The organism is Sinorhizobium fredii NGR234 (assembly GCF_000018545.1).
Taxonomy (GTDB): Bacteria; Pseudomonadota; Alphaproteobacteria; order Rhizobiales; family Rhizobiaceae; genus Sinorhizobium; species Sinorhizobium fredii_A.
This window is the reverse complement of the sequence record NC_012586.1, coordinates 91,882-115,059: the sequence shown is the minus strand read 5'-3', so window position 1 is coordinate 115,059 and position 23,178 is coordinate 91,882. Positions and strand designations below refer to the sequence as shown.

The window sequence follows — 23,178 nt, the reverse complement described above, 5'->3', positions numbered from 1 at the left end:
GGAGCTCGACCATGTTTCTCGACGTTCTGCGCCGCCGCAACCCGGCCTTCATCGAAGCCGCGATGGCCCTGCATCAGCAGGGCAAGATCCCGGCGAACGCCTATGTGCTCGACCTCGATACGGTCGAACGCAATGCGCGCACCCTCAGCGAAGAGGCGCACCGCCTCGGCCTGAAGATCTTCGCCATGACCAAACAGGTTGGCCGTTCAAGCTCCTTCTGCCAGGCGGTCAAGCGTGGCGGCATCGACCGTTCGGTCGCCGTCGACATGGCCTGTGCGCGCGCCACACACAATGCAGGCCTGAAAGTCGCCCATCTGGGGCATCTCCAGCAAATTGCGCGCCACGAGGCGGCTGCCGCGGCGCGGACGTTCGAGCCGGAATTTTGGACGGTATTCAACGACACGAAGGCCGCCGAGGCGGCCGCCGGCGCAAAGCAGGCGGGTTACAGGCAGGACCTGCTCGCCCGCATCCGCGCGGAGGGCGATACCTTCTATCGCGGTCACGAGGGCGGGTTTGATGCCAACGATGTGGTCGCGGTTGCCGATCGGCTCGATGCGCTCGATGGCGGCCGCTTCGCCGGCATCACGACTTTCCCGGCACTGCTCTTCGATCACGAGACGAGGAAGGTGCTGCCCACCCACAACCTCGCAACGCTGACAAAGGCGGCCGAGGCGCTCGCCAGGGCCGGGCGCAGGGGGGTCGAGGTGAACGCGCCGGGCACGAACTCGAGCGTCATGCTTGCCTCCCTTGCTCAAGCCGGAGCGACGCAGTGCGAGCCCGGCAACGGCCTGCACGGCACGACGGCACTGCACGTGATGGAAGACCTGCCGGAACTGCCGGCGATCCTCTACCTGACGGAAGTGTCCCACCTTTCGGGCGGCAAGGCCTATTGCTTCGGCGGAGGCTTCTATATCGACCCGATCTTCCCGGATTATCACGTCAGGGCAATCGTCGGCGCGGAGCCGACCACGACTGCTGCTTTGAGGAGCGTCGAGATCCCGCCGCCGTCGGCGATCGACTATTACGCGATGATCGACGCGACCGGCCCCAATGCCCCGAAGCCGGGCGATACCGCCGTCTTCGGGTTTCGTGGGCAGGCCTTCGTCACACGCGCCTATGTCGTCGGCGTCTCCGGCATATCAAAGGGGACGCCCAAGGTTAAAACGATCGAGAACGGTTTCGGTGAAACCGCGTCCTGGCCGGTGTAGGAGCTTCGTCATGACTGCGAACGTAGAGATCAACAGAAACGCTCCGGTCCTGGAGCTGCGTGATATACGCAAGACCTTCGGTGGCATCACCGCGATCGAGAATTTTTCGCTGGAAGTCTACCCTGGAGAGATCGTCGCGCTCGTCGGCGACAACGGCGCCGGTAAGTCGACGCTGATCAAGATCATCTCCGGCGTCCATCCGCTGACATCGGGAGCGATCACCATCGAAGGCGAGACAGTCGCCATGTCGAACGCGACGATGGCCCGCGCCCATGGCATCGAGGTCGTCTATCAGGATCTGGCGTTGGCGGACCAGCAAACCGTCTACATGAACATGTTCCTTGGCCGTGAGCCGGTCAATCGCTTCGGACTGCTCGACCGCCGCAGGATGATCGACGAGACGGAGAAGCTGGTGAAGGATCTGGATGTCCGCATTCCCTCCGCCCATGCGACGATCCGTGATCTGTCCGGCGGCCAGCGCCAGGGCGTTGCCATTGCCCGCGCCACCCATTGGGCGAGCAAGCTGATCCTTCTCGACGAGCCGACGGCGGCTTTAGGCGTGGCGGAAACGGCGAAGGTCGAGGAGATCGTCCAGTCGCTGAAGCAACGCAACATCGGCGTTCTGATCATCAGTCACAGCCTCGACCAGGTGTTTAAGCTCTCGGACCGCATCTGCGTCCTGCGGCGCGGTAATCAGATCGGCATTCGCGAGACCGCGAAGACCGACAAGAACGAGATCATCGCCATGATCACCGGCCTGCAGCAGCACTGACGGCTGGAACGTTCCGGCAGTCCTTTCATTCGATTCAGCAGAGTTTTGCGGTGCAAGAGTTCACCACCCATATGTTGGGCGAGATCAAGGAAATCCCGGCCGTTGTCGAGCGCCAGATCAGGGAAGGGGCGGAGGCCTATCGCGACGAAGGGCTACGGCTTAGACGGGAGTCGCCAAGGTTTCTGGTGAGTTGCGCTCGCGGTTCCTCTGATCAGGCGGTGACGTATTTCAAATATCTCGTCGAGACCGGTGTCGGTATTCCGGTTGCCTCGGTGGGTCCGTCGATCGCCTCGGTCTACAATGCCACGCTCGATTTCGCTGGCGGTGTGTGCTTGACCGTTTCACAGTCGGGCGGCAGCCCGGACCTTGTCAGCCTGCAGAAGCGGGCGGGTGACGGCGGCGCGCGCACCGTTGCGCTGTTGAACGTGACGGACTCGCCCGTCGGCAATGGCGCAGGCAGTGTGCTGCCGATGCTGGCCGGACCGGAGAAGGCCGTGGCCGCCACAAAGTCGTTTGTTGCATCACTGGTGGCGCTGGCGAGTGTTGCTGCAAATTGGACCGAGGATCGCGCGCTGATCGACGCCCTGGTGAGCCTGCCCGAAAGCCTGGCTGAGGCACTGGAGTGCGACTGGAGTGCTGCGGCTTTGCCGATCGCGGCGTCGCAGTCGCTGTTCACCATCGGCCGTGGGCCGAGCCTCGGCATTGCAGGGGAGGCAGCACTGAAATTTAAGGAAACCTGCCGCCTTCATGCGGAGGCCTACAGTGCCGCCGAGGTGCGCCACGGCCCGATCGCTCTGGCACGCGACCGTTTTGCGGCTCTGGTCTTTGTCAATGGCGACGACGCGGACACGAGCATTCGAGGTGCGGTCCAAAATCTGGAAGCCGCCGGCGCTAAGGCTTTCGTCGCCGGTGCCCAAATGGACGGAGGCAAAAGCCTTCCGACCGTCGCGGTGCGACACGCGTTGCTCAACCCGATTTGCCGCGTCGTCAGTTTCTATCGATTCGTTGAGGCGCTTGCCGTCTCCCTCGGAGAGAACCCCGATGCTCCGGCGCTCCTCAGGAAAGTGACTAAGACCGTTTGAAGAAGGCTCTCTTTCAGGCTCGCTAAGGGCGAGGCCGTGGTTAGCGGGCCCTGCACTATTCTCGTCGTTACCCCAGTAACGGGTCACCCAGCCGCAACCCTCACGAGTGGCGGCGTTTCAAGCTGATCCGCGACGGTCTCCCAGCGTTCGGCAAAGGCGCCGTAGGCCGTTTTGATGTCGACGCCGACAGGGAGTTCTGGGCATTCGTTCTCGCCGTTGCTGCCCCAGTTCACCCAGCCGGACTGGCGCCGCTGGACAATCTGGAATGCGCCGGAAGCGGCGGAGGTCCACCACACCATCGCCCGGCCCGTTGCCTCATGATATTCCACCGTCTTGGTCGCGGGGCCGGGGAAGATGGTTTCGTGCAGCACCTGGGAGACATTCACCGGCTCGTCCGTCAAGATCCAGGGTCGGTCGCCGAGATCGGCCTTGATGTGGGCGGCCGCGCGCACCTTCGCGAGACGTTCGCGCAGCTCGTCTTCGCCGATCACCTTCTCCCAGGCGCAGAAGAGGCGCCAGTAGAGATCCCAGTGCGCCGATTCGATGTCTGCAAGCGGCCCCATCCACCTCAGCAAGGCCTCGCTGGCCGCGCTCGAAGCCCGCAAGCATTGGCTCACCGTCGAGTGGCTGCCCAAATATGCACCCGAACTCAACGACATCGAGGTGGTCTGGCACGATCTCAAGACCCATCATTTGGCACACCAAACCTTCACCGACACCGCCGCCTCGATCGGCCACCCACCCCGCGGTGGGAGCCTTGAACCGGGAGCGAAGCCCCAATCCGTTGGTTAATCGGAGAATCTCTGCTTAGGTTCAAGCTGGTTGAGTGAGCGAAGCTGACCGCCGTCAGGTCGTGCACCTATCCGACATTAGCACCGCATAGGGTACCGCCTTTCCAACCTCCTTCACGGAGCTGCGCGAACAGCAGGCATTCAACGCCGCACAAACGCTTGACGAACAACGATCACACTTGCGTCGTCACTTGGCAATTGACTACAAAAGGAACCTGGTTCTAGAAGCACGCAGCTGCTGGTCGAACTGCTAGACAAGGTGGCAAATGTTTCATGACCCTAGTCGGCACCGCAGCGCGCGTTTATAGCGCCATTAATTTGGCAGGTGGAACCCGGAGCGAAGGACGATTTTTGATGAATTTGCGGTCTGATTCAGCGGCTGCGCGAAGGCAACCACGCGCCCGCAAGAACCACAAGGCGGAGCCCGCCTCCCCTGGCGGCAATAAGCGGCCTGCGGGGCTCAATCGCAGCGTATCCCGAGCCCTCGATCTGCTTTTGGATATAGCTCACAACCCCTATCCCCAGAGCTTTGTCGATCTTCAACACCAGCACCGTGTACCCAAGGCCACGCTGCATAAACTACTATTCACCCTGGAGGCGCTGCATTTTATCCGGCGTGACCAGGAGACGGGAAAATACAGCGTTGGTCTCGCCGCATTGGAGGTTGCCGCTGCCGGTGCAGCCAGCCCGGCGGATCTGCCTTTCTTGTTGAAGCCGATCCTCGAGAAACTCGTTGAGGAAAACAACGAAACGTGCCACTTGGGAATTCTTCAAGGTGGCGAAGAAATCATCCTCAAACGCCTGGATCCACTTGAGCAGGTCGTCAGACTCGCCCTCACCGTCGGTCGGCGTCATCCTGCCTATGCCTCTTCCGGTGGCCTGGCATCCATGGCGCTATCAATGACAGATGCCGATCTTGAAGCCTTCCCCGAGGCCTTGCCGCAATTGACCGAAAACACGATCAAGAGCCGGGAGGAACTTCGGGAAAGGCTAGCCGAAGTTCGTGCGAAAGGTTACTCCTTGGACATGGAGGAAGCTTACATTGGCGTTCGCTGCGTAGGTGTTGCCGTTGCAGTGCCAAACTGGCCCGTAGTCCATATCAGTTTTTCTCTGCCGCTCCAGCGCGCGCCTGTCGAGAGACTGAGGGCCTTGGCAAAGCCCTTGCTGGCGGCAGCCAAGGAAATCGAGAAAATTCTCTCCGTGACACCGCGGGCTTGAAGAGTTGCAATCACAGAACGCCGCGCCGACGACCGGGTGCAGCGTTCTGGGATAGTGGAGTGCGTCTTTTCACACAGGCCCACAAAAGCCGCTGCAGCAGTTTGAACTTCTGCACGGTTTTGTCCGGATGCGATTTAAGTAGACATGCCGTAGCAGACAATGCGCTTCCGCGGCTCGATCCGCAGGATCATCGTTGCACTTTCAACGTGTCTTCATATCAATGACGAAACGATATTTGACATCGGAACGCAGCATCCGCTCGAACGCTTCATTGACCTGATCGATCGAAATCAACTCAACGTCCGACACGATGTTGTGCTTGGCACAGAAATCCAGCATTTCCTGCGTTTCTGCTATACCGCCGATCGCCGATCCGGCATAGTTGCGGCGCTTGCCGACAAGTGTCCCCGCATGGATCGGCTGCGGCTCGACTGGAACGCCGACCTGGGTCAAGGTACCATCGCGTCGCAACAGTTCGAGGTAGGCGGCCACATCGTGCCTGGCCGATATGGTATCCAGAATGAAGTCGAAACTGTTTGCCTGCTGTGCCATGGCGTTGCTGTCGGTGGAGAGTACCACCTCGGCCGCGCCCAGCCTTTCAGCGTCCTTGGCCTTGCCCGACGAGGTGGTGAACAACACCACGTGGGCACCAAGCGCCTTGGCAATCTTGACGCCCATATGGCCGAGCCCGCCCAGCCCCACGATCCCAACCTTCTGACCGGGTCCCACCTTCCACCGCCGCAGCGGTGAATAGGTGGTGATGCCGGCGCAAAGCAACGGTGCAACCGCGGCCGGATCCAAGCCTTCCGGGATACGCAGCACGAAATGCTCGTCGACAACGATGTGGCTCGAGTATCCGCCAAGCGTATGCCCGCCGGTGTGCTTGTCGTAAGAATTGTAGGTTTCAGTGTTGCCGTTGTCGCAGAACTGTTCGAGGCCATCTCGGCAGTTGGCGCACTGGCGGCAGGAATCGACCATTACGCCAACACCGGCAATGTCACCCACTTTGTACTTGGTGACCTCGGTGCCGACAGCTGTAACGCGACCCACCATTTCGTGGCCAGGGACGCATGGGTAGATCGTCCCACCCCACTCGTTGCGCACGCGGTGGAGATCAGAATGGCAAACGCCGCAGTAAAGGATCTCGATCTGAACGTCCTTCGGACCGGGGTCGCGGCGCTCAAACGAGAATGGGGCGAGAGGAGTATCTGAAGAGGTAGCGGCATAGCCGTAACAATGGAACATGGTATCTCCGGATGCTGAAAGCTGGGCGGGGCAGAGCGCCTAAGCGCCCCACCCCTTCGTCACTGATGACCTCCCAGCCGGGAGCGACTCTCAACTGCTGGAACATTTCTTACTTGGTCGGTCGAACCAAGACGCCGCGCTCCACCAACTTCTCGATATTGCCGGCGCGGCGCTTGGCCTCGCGGGCAAGCCAGTCTTCCTGTGGAAGTTCCTTGAGATATTGGTTCTTCTCGTAGATGGGCTGTTCGTAAATGGCCGCATACTGTTCGGTTCTCAGGTCCTTAAACCAGTTGGTTACGCCGTTCGCGATGCGAGCCCGACGCAATGCTTCGACGTCGACCACGGTACTCACGAAGGAGTCGCCATTCGCCATACCCGGCTGTTTCACCAGTACATGACCCTTGTGGTCGACAATCATCGACTGGCCACCGAAGACATCAAAGAATCCGCCGTCCTTGCCGACCTGAGGTCCGAGATTGGGGGAGATGACCATCATTTGATTGAACATTGCATGGGCGCGGTTCTGGAGCTCCCACATACCCTGCATGACCTGTGGCTCGATGAGTGTTGCGCGAATCATGATTTCACAGCCGTTCATCGCAAGACCGCGGGCAGTTTCCGGATAGGCTCCTTCATGGCAGATCAGGTAGCCGATATTGCCGATCTCAGTGCGAGCGACCGGGAAAAAGGCATCGAGCTTGCTGCCGTTACCCTTCTTCTCGACCCACTCTTCCCAGATGTCATGCGGGTTGGTTGTTCCGAGTGCGCCGCCTTCGTAAGCGTCGCTCGTGGCCTTGGCGCGACGATAGATGATTTCGCCCTGCGGATTGATGATGAAGCCCACGTTAAACAGATGGCCAGGAAAATCGTCGTCGCGCACCCACAGGAGTTCTGCGGCGATATAGGCGTTGAATTGCTTCGCCTTCACAGCGAGAGCTTCGGTTTCCGGTCCCGGAATTGTGGTGGCGGCGGATTCGTGCTGCTCCTTGTTGCCAGCACGAAAGTCCATCGGCATGCCCTGGATAGCCATTTCCGGCAATACGATGAGGCGCACGGGAGCACCATCTGTTGCCGCAACCATCACGGCGACGTCCATAAAATCGTTAATCCGCTTGATGTTCTCCAGCGATTCCTTGGTCGTCTTCACGGCGTAGTTTCGCGTGGACAGAGCCACGGCGGTATAGGGGGCAATCACTCGAAAATCCTCCATGATTCGATCTGTGGGTGCGCAGAGTTCAATCGCGTAGTTGAGGCTGATCTGCACTAAAACGGAACTTAGTTCACAAATAGGAATTAAGCAAGTTCATTTCTGGATGAGAATTTCTTTTGTTTTCATGGTTTTATGAAGAATTGAACACGCCAAAGCCCCCGAGGAGTCCCGGGAGCTACGGCGGACATCTTCATCATACAACCGGGTACCCGACGAGAGCGCCGGACAGGTTCGCCCGACCTCAACTCAGGAGGATCGGCGGCAGGCCCTCGCGTAAATGCCGAGCACGCGCCGAACGGAGGCGAGCTGCAAGCTAATCGCGTCCGCTGAGACCTGCCCCGAAGCGACGGCCGGATACAGGCCTTCCAGATATTGGCTGATCAGGGTCTCGGGAATCGTCCGACCTTGAAGGAAGGAAAGAAGACGCTTGATGGCGGCTTGCGCTTCAGGATGTGGCCAGTAGTAGCGGATTCGGTCCGAATAGCTGAAATGACGCTGGATACGCAGTTCTGTCGCATCGCCGTGATAGTATTTCTGCCAGTTCGCTGGCTCCCGCAGCATCAGTCTTTCCATGGCCGCACACAGGCTGTGTTCACTAAACTTCGCGTCGAGCACTTGAGCGATTTGATCGAGGCCGTAAAGCGCCTGTCGAAGCGCAAAGGTCAGCCAGGGACCGACCTTTAGAATGGCAAAGCCGTCCTCGACCAGGGCGCGGAGAGCCTCGGCGGGCTGGTAGTCCGTGGAATGAGCTTCGAAGACGAATTGGGGCATCTTCGACAACACTGCACTAAGGTCCGCCGCCTTTTCGCGGTCGTAGGTTATGACGTTGGCATTGCCGAACTCGACGCCAGGCTGCACAACCACGCCAACGGCGCGCTCGAAGGCATGCGATACACCGGCCGCTGCGAAGGATTTGCGGTGCACATCGACCGTTTCCAGTGCCGCCTCGGGGCCGGTGACTTCAAGATTATCGATGGATTCCAGCGCTCCGCCGGGAACCGGTACTTCTGTTCCGATAACATAGAACGGCGATGACCCCGTATTGCCTGATGCGGCTTCCGCGACGCTCGCAAGGCGCGCCGCGCGTTCGGCAGTCGTCTCGTTGGCAAGCGCAAGACTCTCGCCCGCGCATCCCATTGACGTGTCAAGATGGATCTTGGTGAACCCGGCTCTGACATAAGCATCCACCATCGCCTCGGCTCGCACCATGGCCTCTTGCGCCGGCAGGTGTTTCCATGGATTGGGCCCGAGATGATCTCCACCGAGGATCAGCCGCCGCGGATCAAAACCCACGCGCTCGGCGATTCCGCTGACGAAGCGCCTGAAATGGGCCGGCGTCATGCCCGTGTATCCGCCCTCCTGGTTGACCTGGTTGCAAGTCGCCTCAATGAGAACCTCCGTGCCTTCGGCCTTCCCCTGCAGGAGAGCGGCCTCGATGACGATCGGATGGGCGGTACAGACAGATGTGATACCAGAGCGATCGCCTGCGATGCGATCGCGTGCAATGGTTGCAATGCGCAACTTGCTCATTGATGGCTCCTGAAAATGAGGGGGGCGCTGGTATCGGCGATGAAGGTGTCGAGTTCGGCAAGGGTCGAGACGCCTTCCATCGGTCCCTGCCTTTCGACGGCCCGGGCGCCACTTGCGGCAGCGTAGCGCAGTGCGTCGCCCGGCGTCATGCCGCGCAACCAGCAGCTTACGAACGTCGCACCGAAGCAGTCGCCGGCGCCGGTCGGATCGACCTCGTGCACGTTGAAGGCGGGTTGCCGAATGGTGGACCCCAAGTCGTGATAGTTCGCCCCTTGCGAACCGTTCTTAACGACGACCGCCTTGATTTCTTTCTTGAGGATTTGGCCGATGGCTTCCACTTCGCTGTTGCCAGGCGCAAAAAGGAAGAGCTCTGGGCCGCTGGGCAGGAACAGGTCGCACTGGCCGAGGATGGTTTCCAACGCCTCGCGCAGGCCGGGCAGTGCCAGCATCTCCGAACGGACATTCGGGTCGAATGAAACGGTTCCCCCCTTCGCCTTGATCATTCCTACGGCTTTAAGGACGACCTCGACGATCCGCGGCGAAAATAGGGATGTGCCCATGACATGCAGATGGTCGCTGCCATCGATGAGCGCTCTGGCATTGTCGGTAAGGGACATTCGTCCCGAGGCGCTATGTTTGATGTTGAAAACGAAATCGCGCGAGCCGTCGTGACGGTAACGAACAAAGGCGCTGCCAGTTGCATACTCGGAATCGACAGCAATACCTGAAATATCGACACCATCACGCTTCAGGCGATCGAGGTTGACACGGCCGAAATGATCGGCGCCAACACAGCCGACCATTCCGCAAGGCTGGCCGAATCTCGCCGCCTGATCGATAAAAATTGCCGGGGCGCCGGATGGAAACGGTCCAACGAGCGACATCGGCTGAGTGAAGCCCTCCCCGCGATCGACGGCCATGATCTCAACGAGGATCTCACCAATGGTCACTATTTTCTTCATACTTACATCCCGGAAAAGTGTCGTCGCGAGGGCGCAATTCTCAACCCCAGCTCTGTTCGTGCATTGAACGGAAAGCGGTCTCGAGAATGCGGAAAGTCGGGGGGCGTGTCAGGTTGAAGAGCACCACCTCCGCCACATCCTCGGACCGCATCATCTCGGAAAGCTGCGGCATATCGGGCGTCCTCAGGCCGCGCCCCATGCCGAAATTGGTCGCAACCCCTCCAGGGCAGATATTCGAGCATCTGATCCCGAAGCCGCGCAATTCGTGGTCCAGCGAACGGGTAAAGCCGACCTGGGCGAATTTCGAGGCGACATAGACGGCCTCGCCCGGCAAGCCTCGCCGCCCAGCTTCTGAAGCAAGGGTGACGAAATCACCACCGCGTTCGCACAGGTATGGAATGGTGGCCTGCGCGGTATAGATCAGCCCTTTGACATTGACGTCGACCATCTCGTCAATCTCTTCGGTCGATGTGTCGATTACCGGTCGGTATGAACCCAATCCGGCATTGGCGATGACGATGTCGAGACGCCCAAAGCGCTCCACGGTGGCGGCCACGGCTGCCTTTACTTGCGCTGGATCGCGCACATCGCATCTCAAGGCCACGACGTCCGCCAAACCGAGATCGTTGCCGGTGCGCGAGGCAAGGCCGAGCTTGGCGCCCTGCGCGGCCAATGCCTGCGCAACAGCGGCGCCAATACCGCCGCTGGCGCCAGTCACGAATGCAACCTTGCCCTTCAGGGAAACCGAAGAGGTCGTAACCATTGTCTCGCTCCTTTGCCCGGTCGTGGTCATCAGATCTTGCCTGCAATCCGGTCCGCCGTCAGGAACGCGAGGGCCTGGATCGTCATGGTCGGATTATACGAAGGCAATGTCGGGAACTGCCCGCCACCGACAACGAAGAGCTTCTCGCATTCATGGGACTCGCCATAGGGATCGACGACGGATGTCTCGGGATCGAGCCCCATTCGATGCGTACCGACCTCATGGGTCGACAGATGATATGGCGGAGGATTGGGCTCTTCCCAGAACTCCGTCATGCCCATTTCCTTGGCGATCGCCTGCTTCACGCGAGTAAAGAACTTCATCGAATTTATGTCATGCGGCATCCAATCATGCGTGATGCGCAATGCCGGCTGGCCGAAGGGATCCTTGATGTTCGGATCGAGGTCGCAATAGCCGCCTGCGTAAGGCAGGCTCGAGGTTTGAGTATGCATGGAAAAAATGCGCCGGTAGGAACTGGCGAACCATTCTTTGTATTCGCTCCCCCATTTGCGCATACCGGGAGGTGTGTTGTGCGACGCCTCGATCGGTTGAGTGTCACCAGGAAAGCTGGTTATCGGGGAGCCCCAAACAACGCCGAGATCGTTGTCCGGAATGAGCTCGGAGGTGTAGTCATCGACGACGTGCGCGCCCACCAGCGGGCCCATGAAGGAATTGGTGAATTCGGGAACGACACCGGTGGACCAGCCGAAGCAGTGGGTCATGAAGTGTTTGCCGACCTGGCCGTTCGCATTGATACCTGACTGCAGTAGCAGACGCGTATTCTCGAGCGAATAGGTTGCCAGCACGACGATGTCGGCTTCGATATCGTGCACCTTGCCAACTGCATCGATATAGGAGACGCCCTTGACGCGCCCGCCGTCGCGATTGACTTGGATGACACGCGCAAACGGGATGATGTCGAGATTGCCGCTGGCGAGTCCCTCGGGGACCGACGTTACGTGCGAGGTCTGCTTGGCATTCACATGACAGGGGTAGCCATGACAGAACCCGCAATAGACACAGCCCTTCAGGTTCTTGTAGTCTTCGGACGCGATTGCTGCTGCCTGCGGGAATGGATGGAGTCCTAGTCGCCGCGCGGCTTCCACGAAGCGCGAATTTGCCGCCGCGGAGCGCAGCGGCGGCATGGGATAGCCGCGCTTGCGCGGGGCCTCAAACGGGTTACCACCGGCAACGAGTTCGCCGTTGATGTTGCCGGCCTGACCGGAAACACCCAGTTCCCATTCGACGCGATCGTAATAGGGTTCGAGTTCGTCATAGCCGAACGGCCAGTCAACAATCGAGGTGCCCTCCGGAATCGCTGCCTCGCCATACCGCGCGATAAGAGCGCTGCGCATGCGGAAGTCGGCCTCCCTATGGCGCCACACCGCACCACCCCAGTGCAAGGTTCCGCCACCTGTCCCGATGGACGGCGGCAGATGCAGCGGTTCCGTTGTGCCAAGCGGGCCGGTGGCCCAAGGCAACAGCCGCGCAATCTGGCTACCACGAGCACGCCAGGTTATTGGATTATTCGACAGGTGGGGAACGAGTGCTCCGCGTGTGTAGTAGCGAATTTCATCCTGTTTGTCGCGAAAATGGTCCTCGGGGTAATGAGGGCCCTTTTCCAGAGCCGTTACCTTTACACCTGCCTTGGCGAGCGCTGCGGCGATAATGCCGCCCGAGGCGCCGAGGCCGACAACAATGGCTTCTTTCTTCTTAGTCATGACAGAAAACTCTCGAACGCTGGAGATCGGCAAGGGACAGTATGGGAATAGTCGTCGCATCGAACCCCGGGCGCATCTGCTCTTCGGTGTATTCCCACTGGGCTCCTGGAAAGCCGATCAGCTTCCAACCAACAAAATCGCGATTGCCGCCATAGATCGGATCGCAGAACATGCCCTGGATCGTATGTTCGCGCACGATCGCAAAGAAACGGGTGAGGATCGGTTCAACGGAATCTCCTTCCAGCCCCTCGGTGTCCGCGCCGGCAGCGGAAACGTCGATTCCGGCATCGAGTTCGCGCAGGATTTCATCCTGTCGAGACACACTGAGTCCGGCAAAGACGGCGCCGGCCTTCGCAAGGCAATAGGAATCGAGCCGCTGCAGGCCGACCCGATAGATGCTCTGCAGATCCCGGAAATAACCCGCGACCGCGTGATCGAGATATGTGACGACGCCCGCTTCGCGGGCGCCCAATCCGTCCGGCTCGCTCGGCATGATGCGGGCGGTCATCGCATCGAGCGTGCGCGCTTCGGTGGCATTGAAGAACATGAATCCGTCGGGATTTATTCCGGTAGTAGGGGGGCTGGCGTTCCCTGGTGAGTGGTTGGTCATTTTTTCTCCTTCCGCCTTTCGGCATCAATGAAACGTTCTCGCGCGCGTTACCGAACTCTGTTCTTGAGATGCGGGATCAGATCCTCCCAGTCAAAATCGGTCAGGAACTTGTCCGCATGGCCATAGGAACAGTCCTGGGTCGAGGCGAGTGTTGGCGGACCGGGAAAGCCGATCGCATCCCAGCCAACACGACCGGCATTGCCGCCGTAGACCGGATCGCAGAACGTGCCTTGCCTAGTGTGCAGGGTTAGCGCGGCAAAGAAATCCAGGTCATCATCCGAGATGTTCTGGACATGGGCTTCGCCCTCTTCGGCGACCTGAATGCGAGTCGGTTTGGGTGAACCGGATAGGATCTCGAGTGCGCGGTCCTGCTGCGCGGCATCAAGGTGGCGAAATTCGGTCTTGAACTCGGTGAGTGCGACATCATCGAGCCGGCGGATGCCGTCGCGATATCTCCTTTGGAGCTTCTCGATCCGGATGCGCCATGCGTCTCGGTCCTTACCGCTGATCTGGAGGAATGCGTCTCCGTCGGCACTGGCAAAGATGTAGTCGAGGCCTGAGAGATAGCGGTCGATGAAACGAACCGCCATTGCCTCGCGAGCACCTGGCGTCTCGTCGGTGGGATAGATACGCGCGGTTGCCGCTTCTATTGTGGCCCACTCATGCGCGGTAAAGAACAGCCGGTTTTCCGGTCCGCCCGTGACGGACCGAGTTATCCTTTGCCATTCCGCTCTGCTTGCCATATCAAGCCCCTCCCGCGTTGTTCCGGGCTGCGGGCCGACGATCGAGCCGGAACTTGCGGCCTTTCGCGTGGTAATCTGCGATGAATTCGCATGCCCGCCAGGCATGCGCCATCATCGTCAGCGTCGGGTTTACTCCGAGGGCCGTCGGGAATCCGCTGCCATCGATTACATAGAGATTTTGGACATCATGGGCTTCGCCCCATTCGTTGAGCACCGTCTTCGAGGGGTCAAATCCCATGCGCGCTGTGCCGTGTTGATGGAAGGTGTTCCCCGTGCAGCGCTGATGTGAAACCGAAGTGACCTGCTTTGCTCCAGCGGCATCGAGTATCTCCGCGTTCTTGGCAAGCTGCCACTTGGCGAGCGCCAGGTCATTCGAGTGTGACCTATGCGTAATGCGCGCCACCGGCATGCCCCAGGCGTCTTTGACGGTCGGATCGAGATCCACGCGATTGCTCTCCACGGCCAGGTCATGCAGGCACATGCCGATCTTCATGGAATGGCGGAAATAGTCGTGATCGGCCCTTTTTGCCGCCTCACCCCAGACCGGACGCCCGGGCAGCATCCAGTTGATGGGATGTCCGACCTGCGATGCGCCGATGATCGAGCCGCATATATGTCCGCGCTTTTCGTCGGTCTCATAGAACTGCATCGAGCCACCGCTTAGATAGTGTCCAGCGTAGCCGTCGAAGGGCTCGCAGACCTCGCGGTCGAAGACGCCGGTTGCATAGACATATTCGTGAAACGTAGCGTTCTTGCCGAGCATGCCGCTACTGTTGGCAAGTCCGTCGGGGTGACGCTCCGTCGCCGAGAGCAACAACAGGCGAGCCGATTCAATCGCACCTGCGGCAAGGATGACGATGCTGGCCTTCTGTTCAACCTGTGCGCCATCGGCATCGAGGTAGATGACGCCCTCGGCGTTACCATATCTGTCTGCGACAATTCGCTGTACGTAGCAGTCGGTACGCAACTCATAGTTTCCCGTGGCCAGCGCCTCCGGGATGAAAGTTGTCGCGGTACCTGACCGCATCCCGCTCGGATCGCCGTAGAGATTCCAGAAGCCGGTCAAATGCTTCGGCTTACGACCCTTGAAGGGTTGCGTGACAAGGGCCTGCGGGATGGGGTGAGCGTTGATATCGAGTTTTTGGCAGGCGCGATAAAAAGCCCTGCCAAACTTGGTCGGTGGCATCGGCGGATTGGGATAGGGCCGGCTTCGGTACGGTGCATTCCTATCGGCGGCATCTAGACCAGCACAGCCAAAGGCCCATTCAACCTTGGTCAAGAAGGGCTCCAGATCCTCGTAGCTATAGGGCCAATCGGCGAGGCTGGCGCCAGGCACGTCGCCATGCAACGAGTGCTGGATAAAATCCGAAGGTTTCGGTCGGGGAAACCAGCCGGCCCAATGCACGGTTCCGCCGCCCACCACCTGCGGCAGCAATGAAAAGGCCGACAGTTCCGCGGTCTCGCTCTCGTCCTGGCGGTAGGTGCGTGGGTTAAGCAGCACATCAGGAACGAGGAAGTTGCGATTGACGTACTTGATCTCGTCTCCGGAAAAATCTTTGGGCGTCAAATAGGGGCCACGATCGATGCCGACCACGTTCAATCCGCGTTCGCTCAATACTTTGGCAGCAGTCCCCCCAGTGGCGCCCGTGCCGACGATGACCACGTCTACCGGTGACGGCGTTCCCGATCCCATTTATCACATCCCGTTGTTCTGGCTCTTATGCACGCATCAAGCGGTTGCCATCGCCGCGCGGTGACGCTGATACCATTGATCCAGGATCACAGCGGCCAGCAGCACGGAGCCCTTCACCAGGTACTGATAGAAGGATGGCACGTTCATCATCGTTAGACCGTTGTCGATAAGCGAGATGAGGATCGCGGCGAGAACCGTGCCGAAGACGGTCCCGCGGCCGCCTGCCAAGCTTGCACCACCCACGACCACAATGGTGATGATGTCGAGCTCATAGCCGACCCCCATCAGAGGCGAGACGGACGAGAGGCGACCTGCTTGGACGACGCCGCCCAGGCCCGCCAGCATTCCCATCAGGGCGTAGACGCCGACGATGACCAGTGGAACGTTGATGCCGGCCAGACGGGCGATCTCAGCGTCTCCACCGATTGCATAGATGGAGCGTCCGAACGGCGTGAAGCGAAGCACGATCGACAGAATAACGGCCAGTGTCAGAAAAAGTGCGGCGGCCGTCGGGATCGGCCCGAAGGAGCCAGACCCCAGCCAGGAGAACAGGCTATCCATGAATGTTATCGGGGATCCCGGAACCGAACCGACTGTGAAATCGGCGAAAATGAAAGTAAGTCCGCGCACCACAGTCATCATTCCAAGGGTGACGACGAACGGCGCCATACCAAGAGCCGAAATGGCCAAACCGTTCAACATGCCGATGCTGGCCGCCACCGCAAGAGCGATCAATATCGCTACCATCGGGGGAAAGGACAGAGGATTTGCCGCTCCGAAAGCGGTCCCGAGGAGACCTGCCGCAAGAGCACCGCCGAGCGCCATCATCGACCCGGCGGAAAGGTCGATGCCGCCGGTGATGATCACCAGGGTCATTCCCAGCGCGACGATGCCATAGATGCTGGCGGTTCGCAGGATATTGTCGATGCTATAGGCCGAGAGGAACCGTGGCTGGATCCAGTAGATGGCGAGGCCAACGATGATGATCAACGCAATTATGATCAACTGGTGACCACCGCGCGCCAGAAGCGTCGATCGCAATCCATTGAACTGTGGTACAGCCAGGGGAGCAGCTGCTTTAGACTGAGCTTGCATTTCGATACTCCAGGTGGTTCGTCCAGCGAGAGAGACGTCAGTTCCGCTGCATCTTGCGCAAATAGGAATCGAAGCCGACGGCGCTAATCAGCAGCAACCCTTTGACGACGTACTGGTAATAGGTGGGCACACCGGCGATGTTCAGGCCGTTGGAAATGACGCCGAGGATGAAGACGCCAAGCACGGTGCTCATGATCGATCCCCTCCCGCCGAGCAGGCTGGTCCCACCGATCACCACGCCGGCGATAACGTCAAGTTCGTATGTAAGGCCTGCGGTTGGCTGCGCCGCGCCGACACGTGACGCCAGAATGATGCCGCTAAGCGCCGCAAGAGCACCCATCAGCGTGTACGCCCATATCTTGATGCTCTGGACCTTGATGCCGGAAAGGCGGGATGCCTCCTCGTTGCCGCCGATCGCATAGATCGAGCGGCCGAAAGTCGTACGCCGGGTGATCCACACACCGATCAGGACGACGAGCGCAAAAAAGATCGTGGGGGTGGGCAGACCGAAAACATAACCCTGCCCGAACCACTCGAAGAGCGGGGGCATAGGGCGAAAGATCGTTGGAAAACCTCCCGTAAAAAGATAGGTGAGGCCGCGAACGAACGCCATGGTCGCCAGCGTCACGATAAAGGGCTCGACGCGTGACTTGGCAATAATGAATCCATTGATGAAGCCGACGGCAGCACCGACCAGAAGGCCCGCAAGGATGGCAAAGGGAACGGGAAGAACGAACGCTAATATGCGGGGCGCGTCACTGAAACTGCCGGGGATCAACGAGGCCGCGACCACGGACGCAAGCGCGAAGGTCGAACCAACCGAGAGGTCGATGCCACCAGTCAGGATGACAATGGTCATCCCCACGGCCATGATACCGATAATCGAGACGACGCGTGCAATGTCGAGGAAATTGCCGACAGAGAGAAAATTCGGCGAGACAAGGCTCAGGGTGATTACCAGCGCGATGAGAAAAATGGCCGGGACTAGCTGATCACCAAACCTCCCCATCAGGTGGGACGCGCCCGCCGGTGCCGAGAGCCTGTCGGCAGCTCCACCTTTCGCGTGAATTTCCCTTTTATTCATTTCGATCCTCCCACTCTTTCTATCACGCGACGGACCTGCATATCGTTTCCGAAGGCCGGCTCCTCCGCCATCCCTCGGGCATCCCTGGTCGAAAAGCTGACGCAGGTATTTTTCCTGGACCCTCTAGTGGCTCATACCGGATGCGTAGGTCATGATCAGTTCCTCGTTGAACTGGCTGGGCGCAAGCTCGGCAGTTATGCGTCCTTCATGCATGACGATGATGCGGTCACTCATGCCGATGAGTTCGGGCAGGTCCGATGAAATTATGATGACGCTCTTGCCCTTCTCGACGAATTGTTGGAGCAATCCATAGATCTCGGCTCTGGCACCGACGTCGATGCCACGGGTAGGCTCGTCGATGATGAGGATCCTGGCGTCCGAATAGAGCCATTTTGCAAGCACGACCTTCTGCTGGTTGCCGCCACTGAGATTGATCGTCTTTTGATCGATATGGGGCGTCGAGATTTGAAGTGCCTGTACGTACTCGGCCGCCACCTTGCTTTCGCGGCGCAGGTTGAGTTGTCCTACCCGGCTGATGCCGCCGAGCTTGGCGAGAGTGATGTTCTCGCGAACCGTCATGGGCAGTACGAGTCCCTGCAACTTGCGGTCTTCAGGTACCAGCGCGATTCCCTGGCTGATGGCTTCGAGCGGCGAAGCGATGGCCGCCTCCTTGCCCCCGATGTTCACCGAGCCGGCCACTCTGGCCTCTGCGCCAAAGATCGTTCGCGCAAGTGTCGAGCGCCCCGATCCGATCAAACCGGCGATACCAAGGATTTCGCCTTCATACGCCGAAAACGAGACGTTTTTGAGCTTCTGGCTGCTTACACCCTCGACACGCAGCGCCTCCTTGCCGCGCTTGACCGGCATTTTGGGAAAGAGCTGGTCGAGATCGCGCCCGACCATCATCTTGACCCAGTCCTTGCTCGTTGTCTCTGCGACGTTCACGGTACCGATCTTCATGCCGTCACGCAAAACCGTGGCGCGGTCGCAGATCTCCTTCACCTCCGCTAGGCGATGAGAGACATAGACGATGCTGACGCCGTGCTCCTGGAGCCGCCGGACAGTTTTGAACAGGGTTTCGACCTCGCGGTTGGTCAGCGACGTGGTCGGCTCGTCCATGATCACGATCTTTGCGTTTTCCGAAACTGCCTTGGCAATCTCGACCATCTGCTGATCGGCGACTTTGAGGCGAGAGGCGGGTATGAGCGGGTCGATGTCGAGCCCCACCTGTTTCAGTAGTTCTCGTGCGCGTGCGCAACAGAGCTTCCAGTCCACGATCCAGGGCATGCTGGCCATGCGGGGCAGCCGCCCAAGGAAGATGTTCTCCGCCACGCTAAGATGCGGCAATATGCTGAGTTCCTGGTAGATGATGGCGATGCCAAGCTGCCGAGCGTGCAGAGGCCCGCTGATATCCACATCCCTTCCGTCGATGCGGATCTGGCCTGCGTCCTTGCCCTGGGCGCCCGCAAGGATTTTCATGAGCGTCGATTTACCGGCGCCGTTCTCGCCCAGTAGCGCATGTACCTCGCCGCTCTCGATGGTGAACGTCACCCCCCGGAGGGCCTTGACGCCCGGAAAATTCTTCTCGATGTCCTGCATTTCAAGAATTGCTGGCATTTCATCCATCCTGCCGACGCAGCGGCGACACGTCACGCGTTATGTCCAACGCAGCCAAACGTGCTGTTGTCGAATGCTGCTTCGGGATTGCCGATTCTTCCGCACCACGAAGGAAGCGGGGGAGAAGCGCCGGCGCGAAACAGGTTCGCGCCCGGCGGCAACAGCGAGTAGGCACTACCAGCCCTGGTTCTCTGGCAGATGCGCATTGGATTTGTCGACTGCATAGACCGTCGGCCGCACCCAGGGCATGCCCTCGAATTCGACAAGGTCCATCTTGCGACCCTCGTAGGTCTGGTTTGCCAAATCCGGAGTGCGCCCGTTGACAATATCGCAAAGGATCCGAACGGCCACCGCCTGATCATCGGGATGGAAGATCGCTTCGTAATCGATCTCGCGGGCGCGCAGCAGATCCATGGCTTCCTTCTGGCCATCAACGCTGATGATCTTGAATTCGCCGAGCCGACCAGCCGCCTTGATTGCCTGCAGCCCACCGAAGGTCATTTCATCGGCCATGTAGTAAATGGCGTCGATCTCGCCGGGTTTGAAGCGCTGGAGGATGTTTTCGGTAACCTCCTGGCCTTTGGCTCGATTAAAGTTGGCGGGGATCTTGGCGAGGATCTTGATATCAGGATATTTTTCAATCACTTCGTAAAATGCATTGCCACGGTCGATGGTGGAACCGGCGCCGGGAGTGCCCTCGACGACCACGATGTTGCCTTTCCCTCCAATCGCCTTGACGGTCTGCTCACCGCCAATCGTTCCCGACTTGACCATGTCCCAGGACACAAGCGCTTCCCATTTGATGGGCTGTCCGTGGGTCTGCATGCGGCGATCCGCCATCACCAGTGGAATGCCGGCGTCGTTCACCTTCTTCACCGCAGGGATCAGCGGGTCGGAGACGGTCGGTGTCAGGATGATACCATCGACGCCTTGGGCTATGAAATTATCGATATGGGAGGCCTGCACCGAGGGATCATCCTTCCCATCCGCAAAGATGACCTTGCAGCCCGCTTCGTCGGCGACCTTCTCGGCCCCCTTCATCATCAGCTGGTAGACTGGATGATCGAAGTAGGCGACGGACCAACCTATCGTCTTCATTTCCTGGGCCTGTGCGGGCACCGCGAGTGAACCCGCGAGCGCCACAGATGCGATCAATCCCAAAACTATCCTGCGGCCCATGCTCGTCTGATACATGTAAATTTCCTCCCTGGCTTCCTTGGAAGCATCCTCCTCAAGCGATACGCGGGTTGGCCGGCGGCCGGTCTCGCGCTGCTTAAGTTCCCATTTAGGAACTCACTTCGGAATTTCTTCCATGTTCCTTTTTTTTTGTCAACCCTCTGTGCAACAGTCCGCTCCGTCACCCCAAATTCGGAGGTGCCGCGATTGACAGCGAGCGGCGCCAGCATTAGTGTCCGCATTTCCGAACATAGTTCTTATATACGAACAATCAAGGCAACAATTCGACGCATTTCAGTCGAAGCGAAGCGGGTTGTGCGCCAAAATGTGGAGGGAACAGGGGCCATGGATCCATTGAAGATCGCCAAGCAGGTTGCCGAGCTGGTCGAGCAGGAGGCAGATCGCCGCGGCATCAGCGTGACCTTCTGCGCAATCGACGCTCATGGGAACCTCATCCTGAAGCATCGAATGCCGGGGGCAAATCTCATCTCAATCGAGATGTCAGAACGCAAGGCATACACGTGCGCGGCCCTGCCGGTGATCAAAACGGCGGACATGACACTTTTGGCGCGTCCTGGAGAAAGCCTTTACACGTTCGCTTCCGTGGCCGGCGGGCGTTATACGGTACTTGGTGGCGGGGTCCCGCTTCGCATCGACGGGACGTTTGTCGCTGGCATCGGCGTCAGCGGTGGCACCACCGAACAGGATGTAGAGATCGTCGAAGCCGCGGTCGCAAGACTGGGACAAGTAAATCGCTGATGTGATCGTTTACTGACCGGCAGTGTCGATGTGCTGGAGAATCTAGCCCGCTTCTCTCACCGCCTGGACGGCCGGGGCGCTGGCCGTCGGGACGCCTGTTCAACGCTCGGACGTTCGAAGACGAATGCCGTCGGCGTCGCGGCGGTTCTGGGGTTGGCGATGTATCCTCTGTTGTTGGCGGAAGGGTTTCAGGCCGGCGGCATCTTCGAGCCGCGGCGTCAATTCGCGCCTACACCCATGCTGAACTCGCGTGCGTAGGGAGGAGACCGTGCTGATATGGCGAGCAAAGCCGCGGCCGTGTCAATCGTGGTGGAATATGTGCTTGGCTGTGGGGGAAATTCTTGGGAGGGAACGGTTTGAACAAGAGCCTGCTTGACACGGTGATATCCAGCACGCCGAAGTGGACGAGCCATGCACGGGTCGTGGACCAACTCGGCAAGGCAATTGTTTCAGGAGAATTTCCGGTCGGCAGCATTCTGCCTGGCGACCCTGAACTGGCACTCCGATTCCGTGTATCGCGCACGGTTTTGCGCGAGGCGATGAAAACGCTCGCGGCAAGGGGCATGGTTGTGCCTCGGGCCCGCATCGGGACTCGCGTAACTCCGAGGAAAGAGTGGAATCTCTTCGACGCCGATATCCTGACCTGGCATTTCGCGTGTGGGGTGGACGAGGATTTCCTCTACCATCTGATCGAGGTGCGGCTCGCATTCGAGACGCACGCCGCTGCTTTGGCGGCGCGGAACGCCACCGAAGCGGAAATTGCCACAATGATGCGGCTCGCGGTTGCTATGGGTGACGCCAATCACACGGCCGAGGCCCTGGCTGTGGCCGACCTGAAATTCCATCTCGCCGTTCTCGAAGCATCCGGAAATTCGTTCCTTAGAACGGTCGGCGGTCTGATCGAGGCAGCCCTGGTCGGCGTGTTCAAATTGAGTCCGCCCACGGACGAGAAGGGCGGCATAGACGAAGTGGCTCGCAACCACATCCGCATCGTCGAGGAGATCGGCAGGAGGGATGAGGTTGGCGCGCGGCAGGCGATGGAATACCTCATCAAATCCGGAGGAAGCGCATGCTGCGAGAGATCTACGGTACATCAACAACATGGCCGCCGAAGCGCATGTCATGAACATAGTGGCGTCCGCAGCTAGGCATTATTATGCTCACGTTGAAGCGATCGGTGGTGCGGAAGACTGGAAGCCCGTCTGCGACGGTGGCTTCCCTCTTGAACAGCTAATCAACTGAACTAAATCGTAAATCGCCGGATGCCCCTGGGGGCCGGCCAGTCGAGCGGATGTAAAAGCATCCGGCGGCGGAGACAGCAGTCTTGTACCCATGTTGCTCAAAGGAGGATGTGGCTATGAGAACCACTTTCAACTTCACTCCGCTGTTCCGGTCGAGCATCGGCTTCGACCGAATGCTGAACGCGCTGGAGGCTGCCAGCCGCGTCGAATCGATCTACAGTTGGCCACCCTATGACATCGCCAAGACCGGCGAGGATGATTACCGCATCACCATGGCGGTGGCGGGCTTCTCGCAAGACGAAATGGCCATCACCCAGGAGCAGTACATGCTCATGGTATCGGGCCAGAATGCGGACGCGGATGACGGCCAGTACCTGCATCGCGGTATTGCGAGCCGAGCCTTTCAGCGTCGCTTCCAACTTGCCGACCACGTGAAGGTCGTGGGCGCCAGCCTCGCGAACGGCCTGCTTACCATCGGTCTTAAGCGCGAACTTCCCGAAGAGATGAAGCCGCGCCGGATCGAGATCACGACCCGTAAGGCGCTGCCGAAGGTCGAAACGAAGCAGATCGAGGCCGAGAAGCAGGTAGCCTGCACTTTCCCGACAGCGCAATTTGCGCACGGCGCCGGACGATGAACCGGCGTCGAGGGGAAAACATT

At 59.4% G+C, this 23,178-nt stretch carries 21 protein-coding genes and 1 pseudogene; 8 read left to right on the top strand and 14 right to left on the bottom strand.

Features of this window, described 5'->3' with window-relative positions; genetic code table 11:
* The first annotated feature begins 11 nt into the window (after positions 1-11).
* The 3 genes from NGR_RS00610 to NGR_RS00600 are packed head-to-tail and all read left to right on the top strand — an operon-like array spanning position 12 to position 3,062.
* Positions 12-1,208: an alanine racemase gene (locus NGR_RS00610; protein WP_012706192.1), complete on the top strand. Its 1,197-nt coding sequence runs from the start codon at positions 12-14 to the stop codon at positions 1,206-1,208.
* A gap of 10 nt (positions 1,209-1,218) precedes the next feature.
* On the top strand, positions 1,219-1,980 hold the full coding sequence (locus NGR_RS00605) for an ATP-binding cassette domain-containing protein (protein ID WP_012706191.1): 762 nt from the start codon (positions 1,219-1,221) through the stop codon (positions 1,978-1,980).
* 50 nt (positions 1,981-2,030) lie between these two features.
* Entirely contained in the window at positions 2,031-3,062 is a 1,032-nt protein-coding gene (locus NGR_RS00600) for an SIS domain-containing protein (RefSeq protein ID WP_164923783.1), read from the top strand.
* A gap of 83 nt (positions 3,063-3,145) precedes the next feature.
* Here the strand turns inward: NGR_RS00600 and NGR_RS00595 are convergent.
* A pseudogene (locus tag NGR_RS00595) lies at positions 3,146-3,619 on the bottom strand (hypothetical protein); the annotation flags it as partial.
* On the opposite strand from NGR_RS00595, the gene NGR_RS00590 reads away from it, so the two are divergent.
* Together NGR_RS00590 and NGR_RS00585 are read left to right on the top strand one after the other, a co-directional pair.
* Positions 3,606-3,854 carry a transposase gene (locus tag NGR_RS00590; RefSeq protein WP_164923782.1) on the top strand — a complete coding sequence of 83 codons (249 nt, stop codon included), beginning with the start codon at positions 3,606-3,608 and terminating at the stop codon, positions 3,852-3,854. The pseudogene NGR_RS00595 and the gene NGR_RS00590 sit on opposite strands and share 14 nt — an antisense overlap.
* A 272-nt stretch (positions 3,855-4,126) precedes the next feature.
* On the top strand, positions 4,127-5,071 hold the full coding sequence (locus NGR_RS00585) for an IclR family transcriptional regulator (protein ID WP_164923781.1): 945 nt from the start codon (positions 4,127-4,129) through the stop codon (positions 5,069-5,071).
* Positions 5,072-5,272: 201 nt separating this feature from the next.
* Here the strand turns inward: NGR_RS00585 and NGR_RS00580 are convergent, their stop codons facing one another.
* The 13 genes from NGR_RS00580 to NGR_RS00520 form a co-directional block, all read right to left on the bottom strand.
* Positions 5,273-6,316, bottom strand: a complete 1,044-nt coding sequence (locus NGR_RS00580; RefSeq protein ID WP_012706187.1) for an NAD(P)-dependent alcohol dehydrogenase — start codon at positions 6,314-6,316, stop codon at positions 5,273-5,275.
* A gap of 109 nt (positions 6,317-6,425) precedes the next feature.
* The gene (locus NGR_RS00575) at positions 6,426-7,511 is read right to left on the bottom strand and encodes a nitrilase-related carbon-nitrogen hydrolase (protein ID WP_012706186.1); all 1,086 of its coding nucleotides are present in this window, start codon (positions 7,509-7,511) and stop codon (positions 6,426-6,428) included.
* 261 nt (positions 7,512-7,772) lie between these two features.
* Positions 7,773-9,056 carry a D-tagatose-bisphosphate aldolase, class II, non-catalytic subunit gene (locus NGR_RS00570; RefSeq protein ID WP_012706185.1) on the bottom strand — a complete coding sequence of 428 codons (1,284 nt, stop codon included), beginning with the start codon at positions 9,054-9,056 and terminating at the stop codon, positions 7,773-7,775.
* Positions 9,053-10,018: a tagatose kinase gene (locus NGR_RS00565; RefSeq protein WP_012706184.1), complete on the bottom strand. Its 966-nt coding sequence runs from the start codon at positions 10,016-10,018 to the stop codon at positions 9,053-9,055. The genes NGR_RS00570 and NGR_RS00565 overlap by 4 nt, the downstream gene beginning before the upstream one ends.
* A gap of 40 nt (positions 10,019-10,058) precedes the next feature.
* A complete protein-coding gene (locus NGR_RS00560) occupies positions 10,059-10,781 on the bottom strand; it encodes an SDR family oxidoreductase (protein WP_012706183.1) in 723 nt (240 codons plus the stop codon).
* Between the two features lie 29 nt (positions 10,782-10,810).
* Positions 10,811-12,502: a GMC family oxidoreductase gene (locus NGR_RS00555; protein WP_012706182.1), complete on the bottom strand. Its 1,692-nt coding sequence runs from the start codon at positions 12,500-12,502 to the stop codon at positions 10,811-10,813.
* Positions 12,495-13,049, bottom strand: a complete 555-nt coding sequence (locus NGR_RS00550) for a gluconate 2-dehydrogenase subunit 3 family protein (RefSeq protein WP_164923779.1) — start codon at positions 13,047-13,049, stop codon at positions 12,495-12,497. The genes NGR_RS00555 and NGR_RS00550 overlap by 8 nt, the downstream gene beginning before the upstream one ends.
* Before the next feature lie 110 nt (positions 13,050-13,159).
* Positions 13,160-13,855 (bottom strand): gluconate 2-dehydrogenase subunit 3 family protein, encoded by a 696-nt coding sequence (locus NGR_RS00545; RefSeq protein ID WP_012706180.1) that lies wholly within the window; start codon positions 13,853-13,855, stop codon positions 13,160-13,162.
* A gap of 1 nt (position 13,856) precedes the next feature.
* Entirely contained in the window at positions 13,857-15,548 is a 1,692-nt protein-coding gene (locus NGR_RS00540; protein ID WP_012706179.1) for a GMC family oxidoreductase, read from the bottom strand.
* A 36-nt stretch (positions 15,549-15,584) separates the two neighbouring features.
* Positions 15,585-16,643, bottom strand: coding sequence for an ABC transporter permease (locus NGR_RS00535; RefSeq protein ID WP_012706178.1), 1,059 nt, complete (start codon positions 16,641-16,643; stop codon positions 15,585-15,587).
* 37 nt (positions 16,644-16,680) lie between these two features.
* Positions 16,681-17,727: an ABC transporter permease gene (locus NGR_RS00530; RefSeq protein ID WP_012706177.1), complete on the bottom strand. Its 1,047-nt coding sequence runs from the start codon at positions 17,725-17,727 to the stop codon at positions 16,681-16,683.
* Positions 17,728-17,850: 123 nt separating this feature from the next.
* Positions 17,851-19,344, bottom strand: a complete 1,494-nt coding sequence (locus NGR_RS00525) for a sugar ABC transporter ATP-binding protein (RefSeq protein ID WP_012706176.1) — start codon at positions 19,342-19,344, stop codon at positions 17,851-17,853.
* A gap of 174 nt (positions 19,345-19,518) precedes the next feature.
* On the bottom strand, positions 19,519-20,538 hold the full coding sequence (locus NGR_RS00520; RefSeq protein WP_012706175.1) for a substrate-binding domain-containing protein: 1,020 nt from the start codon (positions 20,536-20,538) through the stop codon (positions 19,519-19,521).
* A gap of 327 nt (positions 20,539-20,865) precedes the next feature.
* On the opposite strand from NGR_RS00520, the gene NGR_RS00515 reads away from it, so the two are divergent.
* The 3 genes from NGR_RS00515 to NGR_RS00505 all read left to right on the top strand — a co-directional run bounded on the left by NGR_RS00515 (position 20,866) and on the right by NGR_RS00505 (position 23,155).
* The gene (locus NGR_RS00515; RefSeq protein ID WP_012706174.1) at positions 20,866-21,279 is read left to right on the top strand and encodes a GlcG/HbpS family heme-binding protein; all 414 of its coding nucleotides are present in this window, start codon (positions 20,866-20,868) and stop codon (positions 21,277-21,279) included.
* 356 nt (positions 21,280-21,635) lie between these two features.
* Positions 21,636-22,427, top strand: a complete 792-nt coding sequence (locus NGR_RS00510; protein ID WP_240545090.1) for a FadR/GntR family transcriptional regulator — start codon at positions 21,636-21,638, stop codon at positions 22,425-22,427.
* A gap of 209 nt (positions 22,428-22,636) precedes the next feature.
* Positions 22,637-23,155, top strand: coding sequence for an Hsp20 family protein (locus tag NGR_RS00505; protein WP_012706171.1), 519 nt, complete (start codon positions 22,637-22,639; stop codon positions 23,153-23,155).
* Positions 23,156-23,178: the final 23 nt, after the last annotated feature.

Bases quoted from the DNA above. Each gene is read 5' to 3' on its own strand.
- NGR_RS00505 (WP_012706171.1), top strand. From the start codon at position 22,637: ATGAGAACCACTTTCAACTTCACTCCGCTGTTCCGGTCGAGCATCGGC.
- NGR_RS00515 (WP_012706174.1), top strand. From the start codon at position 20,866: ATGGATCCATTGAAGATCGCCAAGCAGGTTGCCGAGCTGGTCGAGCAG.
- NGR_RS00605 (WP_012706191.1), top strand. From the start codon at position 1,219: ATGACTGCGAACGTAGAGATCAACAGAAACGCTCCGGTCCTGGAGCTG.
- NGR_RS00535 (WP_012706178.1), bottom strand. From the start codon at position 16,643: ATGCAAGCTCAGTCTAAAGCAGCTGCTCCCCTGGCTGTACCACAGTTC.
- NGR_RS00590 (WP_164923782.1), top strand. From the start codon at position 3,606: ATGTCTGCAAGCGGCCCCATCCACCTCAGCAAGGCCTCGCTGGCCGCG.
- NGR_RS00525 (WP_012706176.1), bottom strand. From the start codon at position 19,344: ATGCCAGCAATTCTTGAAATGCAGGACATCGAGAAGAATTTTCCGGGC.
- NGR_RS00530 (WP_012706177.1), bottom strand. From the start codon at position 17,727: ATGAATAAAAGGGAAATTCACGCGAAAGGTGGAGCTGCCGACAGGCTC.
- NGR_RS00580 (WP_012706187.1), bottom strand. From the start codon at position 6,316: ATGTTCCATTGTTACGGCTATGCCGCTACCTCTTCAGATACTCCTCTC.
- NGR_RS00520 (WP_012706175.1), bottom strand. From the start codon at position 20,538: ATGTATCAGACGAGCATGGGCCGCAGGATAGTTTTGGGATTGATCGCA.
- NGR_RS00560 (WP_012706183.1), bottom strand. From the start codon at position 10,781: ATGGTTACGACCTCTTCGGTTTCCCTGAAGGGCAAGGTTGCATTCGTG.
- NGR_RS00565 (WP_012706184.1), bottom strand. From the start codon at position 10,018: ATGAAGAAAATAGTGACCATTGGTGAGATCCTCGTTGAGATCATGGCC.
- NGR_RS00570 (WP_012706185.1), bottom strand. From the start codon at position 9,056: ATGAGCAAGTTGCGCATTGCAACCATTGCACGCGATCGCATCGCAGGC.
- NGR_RS00540 (WP_012706179.1), bottom strand. From the start codon at position 15,548: ATGGGATCGGGAACGCCGTCACCGGTAGACGTGGTCATCGTCGGCACG.
- NGR_RS00610 (WP_012706192.1), top strand. From the start codon at position 12: ATGTTTCTCGACGTTCTGCGCCGCCGCAACCCGGCCTTCATCGAAGCC.
- NGR_RS00585 (WP_164923781.1), top strand. From the start codon at position 4,127: ATGACCCTAGTCGGCACCGCAGCGCGCGTTTATAGCGCCATTAATTTG.
- NGR_RS00550 (WP_164923779.1), bottom strand. From the start codon at position 13,049: ATGTTCTTCAATGCCACCGAAGCGCGCACGCTCGATGCGATGACCGCC.
- NGR_RS00555 (WP_012706182.1), bottom strand. From the start codon at position 12,502: ATGACTAAGAAGAAAGAAGCCATTGTTGTCGGCCTCGGCGCCTCGGGC.
- NGR_RS00545 (WP_012706180.1), bottom strand. From the start codon at position 13,855: ATGGCAAGCAGAGCGGAATGGCAAAGGATAACTCGGTCCGTCACGGGC.